General features: G+C 58.8%; 17 protein-coding genes. 5 read left to right on the top strand and 12 right to left on the bottom strand.

The features are described from left to right. Positions 1 to 10 precede the first annotated feature (10 nt). A complete protein-coding gene (locus CXY75_RS08400; protein WP_146069416.1) occupies positions 11 to 868 on the bottom strand; it encodes a hypothetical protein in 858 nt (285 codons plus the stop codon). Between the two features lie 64 nt (positions 869 to 932). On the opposite strand from CXY75_RS08400, the gene CXY75_RS19455 reads away from it, so the two are divergent. Next, a complete protein-coding gene (locus CXY75_RS19455) occupies positions 933 to 1,142 on the top strand; it encodes a hypothetical protein (RefSeq protein WP_146069417.1) in 210 nt (69 codons plus the stop codon). A gap of 780 nt (positions 1,143 to 1,922) precedes the next feature. On the opposite strand, the gene CXY75_RS08405 is transcribed toward CXY75_RS19455, so the two are convergent. Beyond that, the gene (locus tag CXY75_RS08405; protein WP_104082385.1) at positions 1,923 to 2,138 is read right to left on the bottom strand and encodes a hypothetical protein; all 216 of its coding nucleotides are present in this window, start codon (positions 2,136 to 2,138) and stop codon (positions 1,923 to 1,925) included. A gap of 569 nt (positions 2,139 to 2,707) precedes the next feature. Between CXY75_RS08405 and CXY75_RS08410 the strand changes: the two genes are divergently transcribed. Next, on the top strand, positions 2,708 to 3,052 hold the full coding sequence (locus tag CXY75_RS08410) for a hypothetical protein (RefSeq protein WP_146069418.1): 345 nt from the start codon (positions 2,708 to 2,710) through the stop codon (positions 3,050 to 3,052). Positions 3,053 to 3,141: 89 nt separating this feature from the next. Here CXY75_RS08410 and CXY75_RS08415 read toward each other — a convergent pair whose 3' ends face one another. The 6 genes from CXY75_RS08415 to CXY75_RS08440 all read right to left on the bottom strand — a co-directional run bounded on the left by CXY75_RS08415 (position 3,142) and on the right by CXY75_RS08440 (position 8,624). After that, complete coding sequence (locus CXY75_RS08415; protein WP_146069419.1) at positions 3,142 to 3,363, bottom strand: hypothetical protein; 222 nt, start codon at positions 3,361 to 3,363, stop codon at positions 3,142 to 3,144. Positions 3,364 to 3,566: 203 nt separating this feature from the next. Further along, on the bottom strand, positions 3,567 to 4,562 hold the full coding sequence (locus CXY75_RS08420; protein WP_104082388.1) for a GDP-L-fucose synthase: 996 nt from the start codon (positions 4,560 to 4,562) through the stop codon (positions 3,567 to 3,569). A gap of 2 nt (positions 4,563 to 4,564) precedes the next feature. Then, the gene (gmd, locus tag CXY75_RS08425; RefSeq protein ID WP_104082389.1) at positions 4,565 to 5,596 is read right to left on the bottom strand and encodes a GDP-mannose 4,6-dehydratase; all 1,032 of its coding nucleotides are present in this window, start codon (positions 5,594 to 5,596) and stop codon (positions 4,565 to 4,567) included. A 108-nt stretch (positions 5,597 to 5,704) separates the two neighbouring features. After that, complete coding sequence (locus CXY75_RS08430) at positions 5,705 to 6,685, bottom strand: GDP-mannose 4,6-dehydratase (protein WP_104082390.1); 981 nt, start codon at positions 6,683 to 6,685, stop codon at positions 5,705 to 5,707. Then, positions 6,682 to 7,773, bottom strand: coding sequence for a glycosyltransferase family 1 protein (locus CXY75_RS08435; protein WP_158251161.1), 1,092 nt, complete (start codon positions 7,771 to 7,773; stop codon positions 6,682 to 6,684). Before CXY75_RS08435 ends, CXY75_RS08430 begins: the two co-directional genes overlap by 4 nt. Positions 7,774 to 7,853: 80 nt before the next feature. Beyond that, entirely contained in the window at positions 7,854 to 8,624 is a 771-nt protein-coding gene (locus CXY75_RS08440; protein WP_104082392.1) for a glycosyltransferase, read from the bottom strand. 166 nt (positions 8,625 to 8,790) lie between these two features. Here CXY75_RS08440 and CXY75_RS08445 point away from each other — a divergent pair, with 166 nt between their 5' ends. The 3 genes from CXY75_RS08445 (at position 8,791) to CXY75_RS08455 (ending at position 11,530) form a co-directional block, all read left to right on the top strand. Then, entirely contained in the window at positions 8,791 to 9,528 is a 738-nt protein-coding gene (locus CXY75_RS08445) for a glycosyltransferase family 2 protein (protein ID WP_104082393.1), read from the top strand. Then, positions 9,525 to 9,905 (top strand): DUF2304 domain-containing protein, encoded by a 381-nt coding sequence (locus tag CXY75_RS08450; protein WP_104082394.1) that lies wholly within the window; start codon positions 9,525 to 9,527, stop codon positions 9,903 to 9,905. Before CXY75_RS08445 ends, CXY75_RS08450 begins: the two co-directional genes overlap by 4 nt. Before the next feature lie 65 nt (positions 9,906 to 9,970). Beyond that, positions 9,971 to 11,530 carry a DUF2142 domain-containing protein gene (locus CXY75_RS08455; protein ID WP_146069420.1) on the top strand — a complete coding sequence of 520 codons (1,560 nt, stop codon included), beginning with the start codon at positions 9,971 to 9,973 and terminating at the stop codon, positions 11,528 to 11,530. A 1,199-nt stretch (positions 11,531 to 12,729) separates the two neighbouring features. Here the strand turns inward: CXY75_RS08455 and CXY75_RS08465 are convergent. The 4 genes from CXY75_RS08465 to CXY75_RS08480 all read right to left on the bottom strand — a co-directional run bounded on the left by CXY75_RS08465 (position 12,730) and on the right by CXY75_RS08480 (position 19,779). Further along, complete coding sequence (locus CXY75_RS08465; RefSeq protein WP_104082397.1) at positions 12,730 to 13,728, bottom strand: glycosyltransferase family 2 protein; 999 nt, start codon at positions 13,726 to 13,728, stop codon at positions 12,730 to 12,732. Then, positions 13,725 to 16,208 carry a glycosyltransferase gene (locus CXY75_RS08470; RefSeq protein ID WP_104082398.1) on the bottom strand — a complete coding sequence of 828 codons (2,484 nt, stop codon included), beginning with the start codon at positions 16,206 to 16,208 and terminating at the stop codon, positions 13,725 to 13,727. Before CXY75_RS08470 ends, CXY75_RS08465 begins: the two co-directional genes overlap by 4 nt. Positions 16,209 to 16,280: 72 nt before the next feature. Further along, a complete protein-coding gene (locus tag CXY75_RS19460) occupies positions 16,281 to 18,377 on the bottom strand; it encodes a hypothetical protein (protein WP_146069421.1) in 2,097 nt (698 codons plus the stop codon). A 367-nt stretch (positions 18,378 to 18,744) separates the two neighbouring features. Next, positions 18,745 to 19,779 carry a glycosyltransferase family 2 protein gene (locus CXY75_RS08480; protein ID WP_104082400.1) on the bottom strand — a complete coding sequence of 345 codons (1,035 nt, stop codon included), beginning with the start codon at positions 19,777 to 19,779 and terminating at the stop codon, positions 18,745 to 18,747. Between the last annotated feature and the right edge of the window lies 1 nt (position 19,780).

Here is a 19,780-nt window from a genome sequence, read left to right on the forward strand (position 1 = left end):
GCTTCGACCGTTAATCGGCGAAGCGTGCAACCGCCCGTTCAGCGATGCCAATCAGCAGCGCCTGCACATCATCCGCGGTCCCAATGAGGTCTTGTTCAGCACTGAACTGAACCCAATTACCGGCGATTACCGTGTCCATTGTGCAAAACCCGGAATATACTTGGCACCCGAATATGGCTCGGTCAACGCCGGCAACAGAGTCAGCCACGGTCTGGGCTGTGTTATCCACGGTCATCAAGCTGGCTGAACGATCAAAGGCCCACTCGCCACCGGGCAGTGCAGTGATATAGAGCGGCCAGGTCTGCCCTGTATTCTCTGGAACCCACGTGCATCGGTCACCGCCGGCAAGCGTGTAGGCCGCGTCGTCGATGCCCCAACCATCGCCGTCACTATCTCCGCCAATCAAGATTTCTTCGGTCGTGCTAAACGCCGTCCGAAACTCATCTGCGGTCGCATAAACTTCACAGTCAGTCGGGAGCATTCCGGTCGAAGTTGGCGCCACCCATAATGGTCCGAAAACTGGAGCGTCTGCCACTGTGTTGACAATGTCAGTGATCAGCGGCGCCGCATGCTCAGCCAGAGCTTCCTTGCTTGCGCTCGGATCCAGACTCATTCCCTGTACGGAGACTTCGATCCACGTCTCTCCAACGAGAATGTTGGCCGAGCAGGTAAAGTGTTCACCCCAATTATGGCAGTCAACAAAGGATGCCTCGCCGTAGCTGGAATCAGCTCCTGACGCGACTTCAGCGTTCTTCGCCGTGTAGGTCATCCACTGCGCAGTTGCCTCGGGCAGCACTTGCACACTCACATAACTTTGCCCGGCGACTTCGCCGCTCGCCAAGCAGGAGACCCCGCCAAGCTGACTCACGGCATAAGCCAACGGCGTTGCCGACTGCGGTCTCACCATAAGATCCGTCGTCACCGTTGTCGTGTTGAGTACAGTCCCCACCAGCCCAGATGGCAGCACGTCATCGCACGTCAAACCCGATCGGGAACTCGGCGCCGAAACCGGAGTGGCACTCACCGCCACCGACGGCTCAGCAGAGCCGGCATCCGTCACGACGGATGCCGGCCCGGAGGCACAGCCGGTCAGGATAAGGGCCACCGCGACGACGACCACAATATTTAGATTGCGCACCTAGTCCCCCCAATTCTTCTTCAGAATATACGCGCCTCCTTAGTCGCGGAGCGCACCGGCCCATTAGCCGTATTTGAGGCACCGTCACGACCACATCCGCCGAGATCGCCCGACCGCGGGATTTCACAGTCGCTACTGAAAGTAGAAGCTAGGTTGCAACCATGACCGCGTGGCGGAAAATTACTGGAACAGCTTTCACAGCGGTGTGCCTGTCGGTGATGCTTGCCGGTTGTGCTGTATCGGGGCAACCGGTGGCCGAGGCTCCGGCGCCCACCTCCACCGCCACCGCTCTGTCAACACCAACACCAACACCAACACCAACACCAACACCAACACCAGACCCCATCACCAACACCAGACCCCATCACCTGCGACACCGCTTTCACCGCCGGCCTCAACACGAAAATCGCAGAGGATGGTCTCACCTTCCGCGACGACGCAGGTATCAGCAGTCACGCGGACACGCTGGTCGGAACCGACGGTTTGCGATGCCAATGAACCAAACCTCAGACGGATATTACGGTCGAGTACGCAAACTGGTCGCGCGACACCGCTGCTTGGGACAACGTGAAGACTGAGCTCCTAGCCGATGGATACACCGAAACCGGCCCGTTCGCGGTCAGCCGACCGATATCAGAATTCGATTCTGCGTCTAGCTACCGGGACGGCGTCATCCACTACGTCAGCCCGTCTCGGTTCATCGGATGGGTAACGGCGCTGCAATAATCGGGAATGCCGCTGCCACAAGCGCAGACTGCCGGCGGTCCATTCATTCCGACTGACGTCAGACCGGCTGCACCAAATCACGCAGCACGTCTTGCAGGCCCAGCCCAAACCGGGAGTAGTCGCCGGCGCGCCAGCGGCGCACGACCGGTCTCAAACGCAGCAGATGTGCCGCCGGCAGAGCGCTGCGCCGCGTCTCATACTTAAGCTTCGCATCGATCAATGCCAACACCGCAGCGGATGCCGCCGACTCGAACCCCGACGCCCGTTGCTGCAAGGCCGTGACACGGCACGCCGGGCCTGCGCCGCTGCGACTGCCCGTGAGTTTGCTTTATTGGCTCCCCCATAGATTTTCGATAACGTTTTTGGTGTAATTCTCGGGGGCGAAGTTTACCCATTTCGTGGCCACCCAGAGACCCTGCGCAGACGGTGCGATTCTCCCGACATAGCATCTTCTGACGATTGCGACATGACGCAGCGCAATCCACGAAGTTGTTCATAACAACTGTAATTCAACGCTTGGAGGCGTGCCTCTACCGCGGTCTCGACAGCTGAGTTCACCGAGACCACGCTCGTTGTCAGGCCGACGTCCCCACCGCCGTTATCGCTGCTCCCTAGCCACACGAGGGGGCCCCACCGTCCATCAAAAGTTGCAACTCTTGATCGTTCGTGCCGCATAACGCAGCTTCTCCCGCAATCTTTGACCACTCCGGGTTCAAGACCAAGCGGCCGAACTCGTCGAGTATCGAGGGCATATAAAGTGCGCCTCAGTCAGAAGGACACTCAACTGCCGCGGCATCGCCAGTGGCGGTTGGGCTCGGTACGTTGTTTGCGCCGGATTCGGAAGTGGAACTCGAAATCGCGCTGGGTGATGCTTCGGCCCCGACAATAGTGATGCCCGCGCGCAACTTTTTGGATCGTTTCGAATTGGCTATGGCTCCTCGTGAGATGCCGAGTCCTTCTGGCGGTTCAGGTATGGAGATTCCCCCTGCGTCAACTGCAGCTCATAGACTCTCGACCTACGTCTGGGCGGCGCTCATGCTCGTGACCCTGATCGTAACGGCGGGGGCGGAAAGCAGGATTCTGTTCGAGTTCGGCTGGCTGCTCCTCGTGATCTGCGCGGTCAACGCGGCCCAGGGTTTGAGCTGGCTCAGCGCCCTCCTCCACAAACCCCATCGCAACGCCCCGTAGCGGCCTCGAGGAGAGTGCCATCAGCCCCAGCGGTTCAATTGCGTTTGCGGCAACGCAAATCCGCCGCACCGTGATTGTGCGACGACGCTCTATGCGTCTGCGAGCGCTGGTACCCACTGCGTCAAGGCCGGATAACTTACGTAGAAGAGGGTACCGTCACGATAGACGAAACCGCCATCGGCCATGAATTGGATATCCGTGCGCCAGCCTTGATAGTCCCGCAATGCCAGCCCGGAGGTTTCGAAGTCAGCGTAGGCATCCGCTGCCAGAGCTGTTGTGCAGGCCGGGATCTCGGTAACCGCCTCGGACACATCAGGAGTCGGCGTTGACGACGGGGTGGCTGAAACTTTCGGCGCATCGCTCACCACCGGATCTGCCGAGATTGCGGAACAACTGGTCAACAAGATAGCCAGCACCAGGGTCGTTCCAATTCGTGCAGGCAGACGGGGATTTCTGCGATTCCCCCGAAAGCCATGGCACCAACGCAGCTTCGTGACTCCGGCTCGCGGGCGTTCTACTGGCGCAGGGTATCCAGATTGTCGCGATACCACTCAATGGTGGAACGCAATCCAGCTTCAAGATCGATCGAAGCACTCCAGCCCGCCGCGGCTAGTTTTGACACATCCAGCAGTTTCTGTGGAGTGCCGTCTGGCTTCGTAGTGTCCCATTCGGTCACACCGACAAATCCCACCACGCGAGCGATGGTCTCGGCAATCTCACGAATCGTCACGTCACGGCCCGTCCCCACGTTGACTTGCTCGGGTCCGTCGTAGTGCTCCATGAGGTGCAGGCATGCTTCTGCCATGTCGTCCACGTGCAAGAACTCGCGACGGGGAGCTCCGGTGCCCCAATTCGTCACGCTGGTAGCGCCAGACGTCACGGCATCGTCGTATCGGCGGATCAATGCCGGGAGTACGTGAGAACCCTTTAAAGAGAAGTTATCGCCTGGCCCATAAAGGTTGGTCGGCATCGCCGAGATCCATGGCAGACCGAATTGGCGACGCACGGCTTGAATCTGCAAGATGCCAGCGATCTTGGCAATTGCATAGGCGTCGTTTGTGGGCTCGAGGTGCCCGGTAAGCAGAGATTCTTCCTTTATCGGTTGCGGTGCTAGCCGCGGGTAGATGCAGCTGGAACCGAGAAACAACAGCCTTTCCACGCCATGTTTCGCCGCGGCGTCGAGCACATTCACTTGAATCCTCAGATTGTCACTCAAGAAATCCACGGGGTACGTATTATTGGCGAGGATTCCTCCCACTTTCGCCGCCGCGAGAACCACATAGCGCGGCGTGGTCTCGGCGAAGAATGCGAAGACCGCGTCCCGGTCTTTTAGATCCAAATCTTTCGAGGATCGACCGACCAGGTCGGTGAATCCCTCCGACTGCAATCGCTGCCAAATCGCCGCGCCAACCAATCCACGATGCCCGGCCACGTAGAACGTACTCGATCGATCGAGCGCGCTCGGGGTAAAGTCGACCGAATCGCGGGCCGAGGTGTCGACGTCAATCATTTCTACTTCGTGCCCCAGCTGGCGAGCTTGACTTGGTCAATCCAGCGTCCGCCGGCATGCTCCAGCGCCGCGATATCGGCGTCGACCATGATGCGGGCCAGCTCGGCGGTGTCGACGGTGGCCTTCCACCCAAGCTGCTCGAAAGCATGGGAGGCGTCGCCGACGAGGGCGTCCACTTCGGTGGGGCGCAGGTAGCGTTCGTCGAAGCGCACGTGCTGCTCCCAGTCGAGGCCGGCGTGTTCGAACGCGGTGCGCACGAAGTCACGCACCGAGAAGTTGCCGCCGGTGGCGAGCACAAAGTCGTCGGGCTCATCCGCTTGCAGCATGCGCCACATGCCCTCCACATACTCAGCGGCATAGCCCCAGTCGCGAATGCTGTCAAGGTTACCCAGATACACGTGATCCTGCGTGCCCGCCTTGATGGCAGCGACCGCCCGGGTAATCTTGCGCGTCACGAAGGTTTCACCGCGCCGCGGCGACTCGTGGTTGAACAAAATGCCATTGACAGCGAACATGCCGTAGGCCTCACGGTAGTTCTTGGTGATCCAATAGCTGTACACCTTCGCGGCGCCATAGGGCGAGCGCGGGTAGAACGGCGTCAACTCGTTCTGCGGCGGCGGAGTAGCGCCGAACATCTCCGACGACGATGCCTGGTAGAACCGGCACTGAATGCCGGCCATGCGCACCGCCTCCAGCAGCCGAATGGTTCCCATACCGGTGGTGTCGGCCGTGTGCTCCGGCTCGTCAAACGACACCCGCACATGCGACTGCGCCGCCAAGTTGTACACCTCGTCGGGCTGAATCTCCGCGAGAAGGGTAACCAGGCGCGACCCGTCGCTCAGATCGCCGTAGTGCAAAAACAGCTTCGCGGCCTCGTCGTGCGGATCCACATACAGGTGATCGATGCGCGACGTATTAAAAGTCGACGCCCGCCGAATCAACCCGTGCACCTCATACCCCTTGCCGAGCAACAGCTCAGCCAGGTACGAGCCGTCCTGGCCCGTGATTCCGGTAATGAATGCGCGCTTGGCCATGGAGGATCCCTACTGTCTGGCTTGAAGGGCATAACTCTGCACGCGGCGATCCGCTGCCCAGCCCCTAAGTTATCGAGCTTACCGAGCAATCACGGCCTGGCTGCCCAGCTACTGGCGCAACAACTCGATATCAGCGTCGACCATGAGCTTGACGAGCTGGTCGAAGTTCACAGTCGGGGCCCAGCCGAGTGCCTTGAGGCGCCTCGGGTCACCCACGAGTTCCTTAGGATCAGCCGGGCGGTAGAAAGCCGGGTCGATAACCACGTGGCGGCTCGAGTCAGTCACACCAATGTGTGCGAATGCGGTCTCAACGAAGTTGCGCACGCTGTGCGCAACTCCTGTGGCCACGATGAAGTCATCTGCAATGTCGGCCCGAGATATACGTACGAGAGCGTCGACGTAGTCGGGTGCATAGCCCCAGTCGCGATAGACATCGATGTTGCCCAACACCACGTGGTCAGAGAGCCCGAGAGAGATGCGCGCGACCTCACGGGAAATCTTGCGGGCCACGAACGCTTCCGGCCGCGTTGGTGATTCGTGATTGTATAGAATCGCCGAACTCGCGAACATGCCGCGCTTGCGGTAAACGTTGATCATTTCGTGGGCGAAAGATTTGGCCGCCCCGTAGGGCGTGACCGGATCTCGCAGGGTCTGTTCTGTTTGCGGAACGTCCGTCGCATCACCGAAAATTTCCGCGCTCGAAGCCTGCACGAAACGTACGGTCTCCCCCGTGCGTTCGCCCAGGGCCCACGCTGCTTGAAGGAGACGCACCGGTCCCACGCCAAGCACGTCGGCCGTCTCGGCCGGATAGTCCCAGGATCGAGCAACTGACGTGTTACCGGCAAGGTTGTAGATGACGCTCGGGCGAACCTGTTCGATGAGAGCCACGATGCCCGACGGATCGCTTAAATCACAGCTGTGCGCGGTCACCTCTGGTGCCTGCGCTCTGAGGCGGTCCGCCCCGGAGGTCGAGTGGCACATACCGTGCACATCGTGGCCCTCGGCGGCTAGCCGCTGCACGAGATACATCCCGTCCTGGCCGTTTGCCCCAGTAATCAAGACTCGTTGTGTGTCATTTCCAGGCGTCATGAGTTCTTTCTCTGGTGAGCCGCTTGATAGGCCTGAACATGAACGTCGCCGCATTTCTCCCACGTGAAATTTGATACCTGTACCAAGCCCGCCGCAGTCAGGGACGTCCCCCGCTTCACGGCCTCGACGATTCCCGCGGCGATCGCCTCAGGATCGTAAGGATCGAATTGAACGGCTGCGTCCCCGACGACCTCCGGTAGCGAGCCAGCGTTCGATGCCGCTACCGGGCATCCCGAGGCCATTGCTTCCAAAGGAGGCAGTCCAAAGCCCTCATAGAGGCTCGGAAACACCAGTGCAGCAGCCGACCGATACAATCGCAAAAGTTCGTCCTGCTCGACCAATCCCCGGCGGTCAATCCAATCAGGGAGGTCGCCCAAACTGTCGAGCCCTCCTCCGGTCAATACCAGGCGTAGATCCGGCAATTGTTGTCGAGCGAGTTCCATTGCGACGATCAATCGAGCGTGGTTCTTGTGCGGCCAACCGCGTGCAGGGTAGAGGACGAAATTTTCTCGTTGGCCGAGGTTTGCGACGAACTTCTCCGTGTCCACGCCGAGGTGCGCAACGTGGATACGGTCCGGGTCGAGCCCGAGACTGTCAACCATGCGTTCCTTGGCGAAGTGGCTGATGGTGACCACTGCATCCGCTCGTGCCGCGAAGCCTTCATAGAACCAGCGCCGGTAGAGCAGTTCAGACCGGCTAAACAGGTGCGGCAATTCGAGATGCTGCACGTCGAGCAGGGTCTGAACGGATGCCTGTGTTCGGCTGGGCTTGGACACGGGCACGGTGAAAGGAAAGTGAACGACATCCGCATCGGCCATGCTGCGCCGAATCGAGCGAGTACGCGCCGTGATCTGTGCGAGGCCGACGAGTCGATCTCGGGTAGTCGGGCCTACCGTGACCGACTCGATGACGTGTTCGGCGATGCCTGCGCTAAACCCTCGAGCGGATGCTGGCAGGTACGCTTTTGCGTCCACCGAATCGTGGTGCACCAATTGTTCGGTGAGCGCGCTGGCGTAAGTCTCGCTTCCGCCCATTCCCCCGCGAACGAGGGTAAGCATGGAAAGCGCGACGTGCAAAGAGCCGTTCATGTGCTTCACTCCAAGTTTTACTGGACCTGCGGACGGCATGCTGCGCACGGGCACCGTTGAGCCTAGCGCAGCCCCAATTCTCAGGCCCGGGCACTCACCCGGCGTGCAGCGAAAGCGGATGCCCACCGGATGGGAAAGTTCCACAGCGGGCTCAGCGGGCGCAGTCCCACCGGCAGGTGGCGGCGCTTGACTGCTTCAGATTCAAGGCTCGAGTTCAAGCGATTGGCCACAGTGAGAGAGTCGGGGTGCCAGCGGAAAGCTGAGACCGGTATTCGCGTTGAGATAAATTTGCCGTAGCTGCGTAGCTTAAGGAAAGCATCAAGGTCCATGGCGTACTTCAGCGTGATATCGAATCCACCGATCGATTCAAGAGCGTCCAATCTAATCATGGTGCCCGGGTGGGGAATCAAGTCCGGACCCCAAGCGAGGAGAAAGGTCGCCAATCCCCCAGCGTTGCTGGTCGCCAGCTTCTTTCCGGTCGGGTCTATGTACTCGCATCCTCCGAAGGCAAGTACAGCGGATGAATTCTGGTCGAGCAGGCGCTGCAGCCGCAAGAGACCCCCAGCTCGAAAGAGATCATCGTCACCGATCCACGCGTAGTACTGTTCCCCGTTGCGCGCGGAGAGGCCGCAGTTGATCGCTGCTGAGATGCCAGTTTTCGGATCGTCAACGATTACGGCACCAAATGTGGCAGCCATTTCTCGTGCTTCAACGGCCCCGACCGGGGCAACAACAACGAGCGTTAGCGCTACGTCGGCGCGTTGTTGCTCTACCGCTTCCAGGGTCTCGCGAAGACTCTCAATTCGGTCACCAAGGGTGGGCAGAACAACAAGAACTTCAGAGCTGGTCATAGTGTGGCGGTGGCCGCGCACCTTTCGATGTGAATTCTGGGGATCTCCCTTATGATCCCACGGATTGGAACACGACATTCCAGCTGGACACCGACAGCGACCACGACCACGACCACGACTGGAGGAAACCCGAATCACCAGCCCCGTTTTAGTAGGATTGGCTAACATGCACCCCCGTCAGGCACAGACTCTCATCGTTCTGCCAGCTTTCAATGAAGAAGAGTCAGTCGAAGCGGTCATCGCCGAAGTTTTTGCAGCGCTCCCAGACATGCACGTACTCGTGATCGACGACGGCTCCACCGACCGAACTGCCCTCCGCGCCCGCAAGGCAGGCGCGCTGGTCGCCCGCCTTCCTTTCAATCTGGGAGTCGGCGGGGCAATGCGCCTCGGCTTCAAATATGCGCTAGAGCACGGTTATTCCAACGTCGTTCAGGTTGATGCCGACGGTCAGCATGATCCCGCCGAAGTTCGTTCTCTCGTTCACGCCCTCGACCGAGCGGATGTGGTTCTGGGCGCGCGCTTTGCCGGCGAGGGTGACTACGCGGTACGCGGCCCGCGTCGGTGGGCGATGACGGCCCTGGCCGTCATTATTAGTCGCTTGGCGAAGTCCAAACTCACCGACACGACATCCGGCTTCCGGGCGAGCGGCCCGCGAGCGGTGTGCCTCTTCGCAGAAACGTATCCAGCGGAGTATCTGGGCGACACCATAGAGTCCCTAGTCATTGCGGCTCGAGCTGGTTGTTCGATCACGCAAATCCCTGTGGCCATGCGCCCACGCGCCGGGGGCGTTCCGTCGCACCATCCGTTGAAAGCTGCGGCCTACCTCGGCCGCGCCTGCATGGCCTTACTTTTCGCACTGGCGCGTCCCCGCGAAACCCTTCGGGGACAGGAGATCACGTCATGACCGCCACCAGCTATATCCTCGGCATCGCTGCGGCGCTCCTCACTCTCGCCGTGGTCATTGAGATGCTCAGGCGTCGGCGCTTGCGCGAACGCCACGCCACGTGGTGGCTCATCGCCGGAACTCTTGCACTGATCGTGGGCGTTTTCCCAAAAACCCTTGAGTGGGCCGCCGATGTTGCCGGCGTTGCGATCCCGATCAACCTCGTCTTCTTCGTCAGCGTCGTCATTCTCTTTCTGGTGTGCATTCAGCACAGCTCGGAGTTAACGAAACTTGATGACCAGACACGAACCTTGGCCGAGCAGACCGCCTTGCTGGAACTGCGCATCCGCAAGTTGGAGCAGAACACGCAATCCTCGATCGAAGTGAACGACCGGTGAAGCGTAGTTTGGCGATCTTCGTCAGTGCGTGGTTAGTTCTTTCCGCGCTTGCCGGCGCTTGGGCGATGGCAACCCCCTTTTCCGGCGCCCCTGACGAACCAGCGCACATCATCAAGGCAGCATCAGTTGTTCGGGGTCAGTTCGTCGGAATCCCTTCCGAAAACGGCCACACGGTGACTGTGCCGCGGTATATCGCCTCAACCCATGCAGTCACCTGTTTCGCCTTCCAGCCTGAGGTTTCCGCTGACTGCGCCGACTCCGTTCCGCTCGGTGACGACACGATCATTCCGGCTGAGACGTCCGCTGGCCTGTATAACCCGCTCTACTACGAGCTCGTGGGCTGGCCAAGCCTGCTGGTGAACGACGAGAGCGGCATTTACCTCATGCGCATCGTGAGCGGCATGGTCGCCTCGGCTTTTCTCGCACTGAGTTTTGTTCTCATCGCATCGTGGTCGCGCCGAGTGATACCGATGCTCGGCCTCGTTGTCGCCTGCACGCCCATGGTATTTTTCTTGAACGGCGTCGTGAATCCGAATTCTTTGGAGACCGCCGCCACTCTGGCCGCGTTTGTCGCGCTTTTTTCCGTCGTCACACAGCCTAACGAGCGGCTACTCACTCAACGTTTAATTATTTTGGTTGTCTCATCAGCGGTTGCGGTCAACACGCGCGGTCTTTCTCCACTGTGGCTCGCCGTCGTTCTGGTCATCCCGCTGGCACTCCTGTCATGGAAATCTTTGTGGGCCCTCGTCAGCCGAAAACCGGTGGTCTGGGCGATCGGCGGCATCGTCGCATCCACTATTGTCGCTATTCTCTGGATGCGCTCGAGCAATTCCCTCGCGGCCGGCATCTCGACGGATGAGGTTGTTACCGACTATCCCGGAGTCGGATCGAGTTTCTTGGTCGGGTTCGTTAATGTCTTCGCGGAGACATTCGGCTTCGCGAACGGCCTTATTGGCCAATTTGGCTGGCTGGACACAACGGCTCCGGCAGTGACGCTCTTCGTCTGGGCGGCTCTGACCGGAGTGCTCATGATTGCCGCAGCCACTGTTTTGCGAGGTCGTCGCCTCGTGGTGTTCGTGCTTCTCGCTGCCTCGCTCGTCATCATTCCCGCGGTGATTCAAGGCGTGTACATAACAGCTGGCGGGTTCATCTGGCAAGGGCGATATGCGCTCCCTCTCTTCGTCTGCCTGGTCGTTGGCACTGCCGCACTGGTCAGCCAGAGTGTGACCGTGACGGGACAGTCTGTGCAACGCCGCCTAGCGGGCACCGTTCTAGCGACCGTCGCATTCGCGCAGATCATTACGTTCGCCGTTGTACTGCAGCGTTATGCCGTCGGCACCTCTGGCAGTCTTCGGGACTTCTATTTAAACCCAGACTGGCAGCCCCCGGGTGGGGTGCTCATGTGGCTGGCACTTTATGCGATCACGTTGCTGGCCGGATCACTACTGGCGTTTTGGTGGGCACGGCACTGGAATGGCCCGAGAGGTTCGCACCAGGTAAATAACATGAACAACCAAACCGAGCGCAGGCCCAACGGCGAGGGCGAGGATGCTGCGACTGTTCAGGTCTATCGGCAGGAAGAGGAGCGCGACCACGCTGACAGCCGCAGCCGTCCAGCCCACTGAATAGGCGGTATGACCGTTGCGGGCCAGTACCGCCGGACCGCTCGCACACAGTGCTGCTGTAAATCCGGCGGAGGCTACCAGCAGCCCCGCTGTTGAGGAATCCACGGCGTACTCGGGGCCGAACAGATCCAGCAGCGCCGGACCTAGCCACCAGGCCAAGCCCGATGCCACGGTGGTGGCGGCGGCGATGGCTCCAATAATCAGCCCGAATGCACGCCAGAAATTCGCGGTGTGGTCTCGAAAGAAGACGAGGAGATAGCTTTGGAGCGCTAGAAAGGGGATGATGAGCGGTGCACGTGTCAGGGTTACCACGGCAATCAACGTTCCGACCGCTGCGGCCGAGTCGTTGCGGGACGCGAGACTTAAGAAAAGTGGGAACCCGCTGATCAGGATTCCTGTGGCCACGGAGCCACTGACGGTTCGCGCCGAGTTCCAGGCGAGCGACTTGAGATTGACGTCGAGGATTGCGCTGCCTCGCGTGTGCTTGCGCACGGTGGCCCACACGACCAGCACTGTGAGCGGGAAGGGCAGCACGACCGCCCAGGGCAACAGCTCACTGGCACCCGTGAAAGACAGGAAAATACCAATGAAAGCCAACCGAAGGAGGGCATCACACGAGATCATGACAGCGAGGGTGCGCCATTGTTGGAGCCCGTACATTGTTCCGCAGAAGACCGCCACAACGACATACGAGGCCGAGCCAACGGCCAAGGCAATAACCAGCGACCAAGACCATGCGTCGCCGAACACGATCGGCCCCCACAACGGGCCCAAACTCACAATCGCGCCGAATAAAGCCAACGACGTCAGCGCTCCAAAATTGCGGGCCGTGTTGGATTTGTTCTCTTGCCGACGCACGCCGAATCGCGTGGCGCGCGTTACTTCCTGTTGGATGCCGGCCAGACCGCTGATAACGAGGTACAGCGCCGACCAGAACACACTGAATTCTAAGTATGCAGCAGGGTGAAGCTGCGACAACACAACGGCCTGCACCGCGTAACCAGCGAGGCCGCCCAGCACTGTGGCGAGAAGAATGAATCCGAGCCCACGTTTGGCGGTGGAATTCACCACGACCGAATCGTCTGGATGGTCGTGACTCGAAGCCACCGGGCTACCCGGGGATGAGAAATTTCCAGCAGCAGACACGAAACCAATGATACGCGGGCGGTCGCAGGACGCGCTGATGTGTGGAGACCTGCTCAGGTTGATTGAAGGACGTCCCGGACCATGTCCATCCGTCCTTGACTAGCGTAGCGTCGGTAGCTTCCCTTTAGTCCTTCCCGCGCGACAGGGAGAAACCTCAGAAGTCGGTGTGCCGGCAGCCGTGAACGAAAATCTTCGAAGTCCATCTTTCCCGTGGCCCACATCATCTTTTCAGGTGCGATCGGCGCGACAGCGTCAAGTGCTTCGAGCCGGACAACGAGTCTTCGAAACTTCAGCATCAGCATCAGGTTGCGGTCGCCGCGCGGTTCAAGTACCCGCTTGACTTTAACGGCCAAAGACGGCAGCTGCACACCAATTTGATTCTCTCCGTGTTGCCGGTAGTCGATGAGACATTCCGGAACAAAGTCCAGCTCTGCAACGGCAGAAGCCACAATGGCCAGCCATTCGTCATGCACCCATTCTTCGGGAAAGGGTAGGGCGAATTTAAGCAGATCTCGCCGAATCATACTGGTGGCACCGGTAGCCAGGTTCCTGCGGAGGAAAACCGCAAAGGCCTGCCCCGAATGAATGGCGGCTCGATCCGGCGAAGAAACTTCCAGAGCGTCCAATAAGTTTTGTCCCAGCGGCGCACCGTTCCCGTCAACGAGACGTGCATCGGAGTGAAGAAAGAGCAAATCCTGCCGGGTGTCAAATTGATCGAGCATGATACCCAGCTTGTTTTCGTGCCAAATATCGTCCTGATCAGCGAGCACAATCACGTCATTGCGGCAGGCAGATATCGACCGTTCAAAGTTTCTTGTCACCCCGAGACCACCCACGGATTCAAGGATCCGGATCTTCGTTGCGGTTTCGCCAGCACGCACCTCGGCAGCGACCCTGCGAACAATTCCCAGAGTGTCATCCGTTGATCCGTCATCCGAAACGACAATCTCTGACATGGAAACACGCTGAGCGAGAATGCTGTTCAGCTGCTCTTCGATGTAGCGGCCGCCGTTGTACGTGCACAACGCTACCGAAACGCCGGGCGCAGTCATTTTCTGCGGCGCAGCCGGCTCTGTACCTTCTTCACCACTACCCGGGGGCCGCCAGTCTTGAGGTAGTGCACCAGCAAGCCTGCGTCATGGAGCAAGCCGTGCTTGCGCTGTCGCACGAGCGGCCGGCGAACAACGCCACTTCCCGCGGTGACGACCCCACTCTCAATCAGGTCGGGAGCATGCCTCGGATCAGCGACGAAGCTAACGAGAGGCTCGAGCACGGTGTCCCACTCATAGGCCATACGCACCCGCTGGATGTTCTTACGTGCCTCGCGTATGAAAGCATCGTCAAAAAGCACCGTCTCGAGCGCATCCGCGAGAGCACCGATATCAGCAGAAGGAACGACGATACCAAGGTTCTCGGCGGCGACGAGTTCTGCGAAGTGGTCGCCCTCGGTAACGACCATGGGCAGCCCGGCCCAGAGGTAGTCCAAAATGCGAGTACGGAACGAAAAGGTTGTCTCGACGTGGGCGAAATGGGTGCTGACGCCGGCATCTGCTTCACCGAGGTAGTTGTGACGATCGGCGTAGTCGACCCACGAGCTGTTGAAGAAGACCGACGAATCGAGAACACCGAGCTCTCGAGCCAGGGACCGGGACTCGGCTACGATTCCCATTTCTGGAACGCCGGGGTGCGGGTGTTTGGTGCCCTGAAAGAATAGCCGCACATTGTCGTGGCGGGTCGACAACTCGGCCACCGCGGAGATGAGCGTCTTGGGATCAAACCAATTGTAGAGGCCGCCACTCCAGAGGAGCAGCTTGTCATCAGTCTCGATACCGGCGTGAACGCTCTTAAGAACGGGGCGTGTTGCGTCAGGAAAGACTGCATTGAGGCCAAATGGCACGACATCGATTAAACTCGTCAAATCGGGATCATCGGCATAGTTGGCCGGATTTACCCGTCCGAGTGCCGCAAGCTGACCGAGATAGAAGTGTCGTTGACGCTCGGAAGCGCAGAGAAAAAAGTCGCCGCGGGCGAGCTGCTCATTGAGCACATCCGTTGCGTCGGAAACCTGCTTCTTCCACTGCTCCGTGCCCTGTTCCCGCCCCTGCTCCAGCTGTTCCAGGTGCATCGGGTCGTAGATGTCAGCAACGATAATTTTGGAGCTCTTACGCAGGCTGTCGAACAGGGCCATGGCGAGACCCTGAAAGACGATGACGTCGCCGGCCGATTCTAGTTTGCGCATGGCTCGATCGTCACCGGGGTGAACGTGCACGATCTCGAACGGCGCCGAGATTGGTTCGATCCCCGCGAGGGTAACCAAAGTGACGGCGTTGTCTTTTGAGAGTGCCTCGGCCATATGCCAGGCCCTGATTGCTGGTCCGGCCATCTTCGCGCCAATGGGGTCGCCCGTAATGATCAGCACGCGCGTGAGAACGGGGACCTCAGTGACGCCGAAGGCGGTGACGATCTTGTCGTAGCCCTCTAGATAGTGCTCGGTATCGTACGAGGGGGCATCCGTCTCACCGAAGAGGGGCCAGATGCGATTGTCGGCCACGACTCGGCTTGACTGAATCTCATTGCGGGATTTCAGTAACGACGGCAAGTTCTCGACAAACTGATCAATCGCGTAGAGGCCAACCACAGTCTCTTTGGCCACCGTGGTGTCAGGACCGTTGTCGGCGCCCTTGCGCAGATCAAACTCGGTGGAGTCGCGGCCACCACGGGCGACTGCTCGGCGGGCGGCCAACGCGAGGGTGGCGGCGAAGGTCTTGGCCAGAGCCTCGTCGCCCAGGTTCTTGTACTGCGTATACAGGGCGTTGCGCTCAAGCAGGTAGGTTTCCTTGAACGAGCCATAGGAGCCCATTGATGCGTGGTGCTTGTGGAATGCAATGGAGGCCGGAGCGTACGCATAACGGTAGCCCTTGAGGTTAAGCCGCCAGCCGAGGTCGACGTCCTCAAAGAACATGAAGTAGCGCTCGTCGAAGCCGCCCAGGTCATCGTAGACGTCACGGCGAACGAACATGGCGGAACCCGTGCCGAACAAGACGTCATGTTCCGCATCCGGTGTCGTCGGTAACTCTTGCCCGGTCAACGGCTTGTAGCCCATACCAAACCAGGTCATGGCCGATCCGATGTAGTCAACGAGCACGCCATCCCAGTCAACTACTTTGCTGGCGACTGCCCCGATCCGGGGAGATTTTTCAAACATTGCCACGGCCGCGGCAATCCACTGCGCATCAGGCTTGGCGTCGTTGTTGAGAAAAGCAAGGTACTGCCCCGAACTCGCCTTCACCCCCAAGTTGCAGCCCCCAGCGAATCCGAGATTCTCCTTGGAGACGACCAGCTTGACGTGCGGTGCAGCGGCTCGAAGCCGTGCCTCGCTATCGTCCCCCGACGCGTTTTCGACAATGATAATTTCGAGCTTTTCCGCGGGCCAATTGATGCGCTTAATATGCTCAAGTGCCTCAATCGTGTCACTGGCCCCCCGAAAATTCACGAGGATAAGCGACACTAGACCGGGAATTACTTGGGACATTGGAGACTTTCTTGGCAGCGAATAGGGACACGGAAGCTTACCAAGGCTCGGTTGCGAGGGCCCTGCCGCGACCTATGAAACGGCGATACTCCGACAGCCGAAGGCCAGATTGCTGCCAGACTCAACATTTATTGCCCAGGTGCAGACTTCATGCCCACCGGAGGAGGCGGGTATCACGGCGCTAAACCCATGGTTCGGCCCGAAACTAGGGTAGGCAGACGCTACACCGGGGTTCACGGCATCCGCCGTGACGACGGTCCACTGCCCGTCTACGCGCACGTGCACCAATATGGGTCCGAACGTATTCGGGTCAAGTGTCCATCCCCACATTTTGATCGCGCCAGCGGTACCCCAGACATCGTTGAGCACCCCGATTGGGGAGCTCGGCGGTACGACAACCGCCCTACAGCCGAAGTTCAGATTCGCCCCGGCTCCCTGATTGATTCCCCAAATACACACCTCGTGATTTCCGGGACCAACTGGAATGACGCCGCCAAATCCATGATTCGGTCCATACGCTGGGAAGGCTGCACCGACGCTGGCATTTGGCGCATTTGCAGTGAGAACCGTCCAATTGCCGTCCACGCGAACGTGCATATCGATGGACTCCGTCGTGTCGGGGTCAAGCGCCCAGCCCCACAGGTTAATGCCATTTGGTGTTCCCCACATTTCGGCGAGGGAACCGACCGGATCGCCTGACGGCACGACCACATCACGACAACCGAGCGTTGTGTTAGCCCCGTCGCCAACATTAACTGCGTAGGCGCAGACGTTATAGGCCCCGCCACTAAGAGGGATGACACCACCGAAACCGTGGTTTGCCGAGTGCGCCGGGAATCGGACCGTACTCGAAGCGTTGGGTTGATCTGCATTTAACACTGTCCACTGGCCATTGACGTTCACGTGAATGGCGATCGGGTCTTGCACGTCCGGGTCGAGCGCCCAACCCCACAGGCTTACCTGTCCTGGCGCGGCGGAGATGTCATTGACGACACCGGATGGCGAACCATCCGCGACGGCGAGGTTGTAGCAACCAAGCTGAAGATTGACGCCCGGTCCTTGGTCGACAGCGTAGACACAAACATTGTACGTACCGGCCCGTGGCACCGAAATGGAACCGCCAAAACCGTGCTTCGTTCCGGCACCCGGATACAGTGCATTCGCCGTTGGGTTTTCGGCGTTGGCTGTCCATGCGGTCCAGATACCGTTCACAGTGATGTGGATGGCGATTGGGTCGGTGGGAACGCTGAAATCGTAGGCCCAGCCCCACATATTGATACTCTTATTCGTAGTCCAGATGGCCTTGACCTCGCCCACGGGAGTCCCAAGAGGCGAGGTCGTCGGTCCGAACCAATCGGAATATATTCGCCAAAAATTACGGTTCCCGTACGAGCTGCAAGCATCGGGGCTTGCTCCATATAGATACTCGCTCTGAAGAGCTGGCGCATTCGGAATATAGGGCGTGTAAAGGTAAAGGTTTGCGGTCGCCTGATTCTGGATGTTTATATTCGCTGCGCCACACGCGGGATTAGGGTGATACTGAATCGATCGCGTTCCGATGGTGTATTGCCGTGTTCCACCACCGGGGATAGCCACCGGGTACAGAGTGTATTGACGGAACTGCCACGCGGATTTGTAAACTTGGTTGAATAAGCCAAAGTAATTCGCGTCACAACTGGCGGAGTAGCCTGGGCCGGAGTCTGGGCAGCCCCATCCCATTGCGCGGGCATATCCGTAGGCGTTGGGCGCAGTAATCAGGGACTGCTCTTTTTGAAGAAGCACGAGCAAGACTGCGGGGCTGATTCGACAAGCTTGAGCAACTTTCCAAATTATTCTGCTCGCGGACTCGTTGGCCGCACCTGAATACTGCGCACAGTGGCCGTCACCCACTGCGGCCACGGTCGGAGTTGAGACCGAAAAATCCTCCAGACACGGAGAACTGTCTCGTGGATTGCACTTTTTCGACTCCAAGAAAGTCTGTATCTCGGCTTCGGACATCGAATCCTGATTGAAGAAGTTCTGATCACTGATGATATTTCCAGGTTGGAAATCCGAACCTGATACCGCTGACGCGCTGCTAACGTCCGAGACGACCGTCGGCACTACAACAAGCCCTGCCAAGAGGCCAAGACCACAAAATAAACCGACTATTCGCTTTCGTGCGGTCATGACTTTTAATACCTCGATCAGGTGCGGGTGGATTCAACGAAAAGCGCCCACACAAAACCGGAACGCCGCTTCACAGCCTACGCAGTCTACACTGGCGCCACGCAAACTTTTTTCTGGGCAAGTAGCGAGGAATCGCGAAGTTCAAGAATGCACGCCACACGTGCGCGAACGGATCTCTGCGGGTTGAACGTATCGAGCATCTCTTGCCGGGTACGTCGACTGCGGCCGACCGCATCACTGCACTGCCGGATGTCTAGAACTTCTTCCACCGCCTGTGGCGGTTCCAGGGCTGATTAACGTTGGTCTCTAGTCCGTTTTCAAGCCCCCACGTATCGCGCCAGAAGGCAACGGCGTAGCGCTGACTGCGTCATTTGGCGTCCTTGAGCGTGTAGGGCACCATATTCATGATTGCAACCACATCTTGCGTGCATGCCATATTCACTCCGGCCAAAGACATTCGTCGGATCAAATTCCAGTCACCCGGTTCTTCCGTCAGCCAACTTTGCTGGTCGTATTGGAAGAAATTCAGCAGACGCAGGTATATCGCTCCTTGAAAACTGAATTCGCTTATTGCAGGCGGAGAACTCCAAATCTTTTTTTCGCCACCCTCCTTGAGATTGCGCTGAATGAGCGCGCCGTAAGAGAGCTCTGCACGATTTTTGTTGCCTAAAATTACGAGTTTTTCAATATGATCGGCCGTAAATTCATCATCATCATCGAGTGGGGCGATCCATGCTCCCTCACAGAGACTTGCCGCCCTATTCATGGCCGGTGACCCCGCCACCATCCACTTGCTGTGCGGGTCGGAGGGATAGCGACCCCTTTCTGGCAACTCCGCATAACGAACACGCATGTCGTTCAAGCCTATGACGGCCCTCCGTGTTTTTTCGTTCGGCCCATCATTCACCACGACGATTTCAAAATTTTCGTAGCTTTGCGCCAAGACGGATGCTATAGCGACGTCCATCAGTTCTTCAGTCTTGTCGAAAGTTGCTATTCTGACGGACACCAGTGGGTCTTTTAGATCGTGCACTCCACGGTATTCTGCGGTTTCGCGAACGGCACTCAACCGGGTCTGCAACTCGGGAATGTGATCACGCTCGATCTTGAGGGCTTCAAGCAGAACGTGTTGCCGTCTGCTCGCGAATTCAACCTGAGCGAAGATCTCGCGCAGTTGCACGTCAGCCGCCGCCTGCCACTGATTGACACTTTCCCGGTCTGCCTGCAACGATTCGGCAAGAACCTGCCTGGCATGGGCTATTTCTTGACGCTGCGAGGCGATTTCTCGCCAAACTTGTTCCTGTGCAACAGCCTCGTTTACCGCGTTCGCTGTTGCTCTGACATCAATACCGGAAAGACGGTTTACTAGTCGATCACGGATTGGACCCAATTTCTTTTTCATT

Origin of the sequence: Cryobacterium sp. Y11 (genome assembly GCF_002929535.1) — a bacterium.
GTDB lineage: Bacteria > Actinomycetota > Actinomycetes > Actinomycetales > Microbacteriaceae > Cryobacterium.

Excerpts from the sequence above, each read along its gene's own strand:
- CXY75_RS08420 (WP_104082388.1), bottom strand. The coding sequence starts at position 4,562 with ATGATTGACGTCGACACCTCGGCCCGCGATTCGGTCGACTTTACCCCG.
- gmd (WP_104082389.1), bottom strand. The coding sequence starts at position 5,596 with ATGGCCAAGCGCGCATTCATTACCGGAATCACGGGCCAGGACGGCTCG.
- CXY75_RS08430 (WP_104082390.1), bottom strand. The coding sequence starts at position 6,685 with ATGACGCCTGGAAATGACACACAACGAGTCTTGATTACTGGGGCAAAC.
- CXY75_RS08435 (WP_158251161.1), bottom strand. The coding sequence starts at position 7,773 with ATGAACGGCTCTTTGCACGTCGCGCTTTCCATGCTTACCCTCGTTCGC.
- CXY75_RS08440 (WP_104082392.1), bottom strand. The coding sequence starts at position 8,624 with ATGACCAGCTCTGAAGTTCTTGTTGTTCTGCCCACCCTTGGTGACCGA.
- CXY75_RS08445 (WP_104082393.1), top strand. The coding sequence starts at position 8,791 with ATGCACCCCCGTCAGGCACAGACTCTCATCGTTCTGCCAGCTTTCAAT.
- CXY75_RS08450 (WP_104082394.1), top strand. The coding sequence starts at position 9,525 with ATGACCGCCACCAGCTATATCCTCGGCATCGCTGCGGCGCTCCTCACT.
- CXY75_RS08455 (WP_146069420.1), top strand. The coding sequence starts at position 9,971 with ATGGCAACCCCCTTTTCCGGCGCCCCTGACGAACCAGCGCACATCATC.
- CXY75_RS08465 (WP_104082397.1), bottom strand. The coding sequence starts at position 13,728 with ATGACTGCGCCCGGCGTTTCGGTAGCGTTGTGCACGTACAACGGCGGC.
- CXY75_RS08470 (WP_104082398.1), bottom strand. The coding sequence starts at position 16,208 with ATGTCCCAAGTAATTCCCGGTCTAGTGTCGCTTATCCTCGTGAATTTT.
- CXY75_RS19460 (WP_146069421.1), bottom strand. The coding sequence starts at position 18,377 with ATGACCGCACGAAAGCGAATAGTCGGTTTATTTTGTGGTCTTGGCCTC.
- CXY75_RS08480 (WP_104082400.1), bottom strand. The coding sequence starts at position 19,779 with ATGAAAAAGAAATTGGGTCCAATCCGTGATCGACTAGTAAACCGTCTT.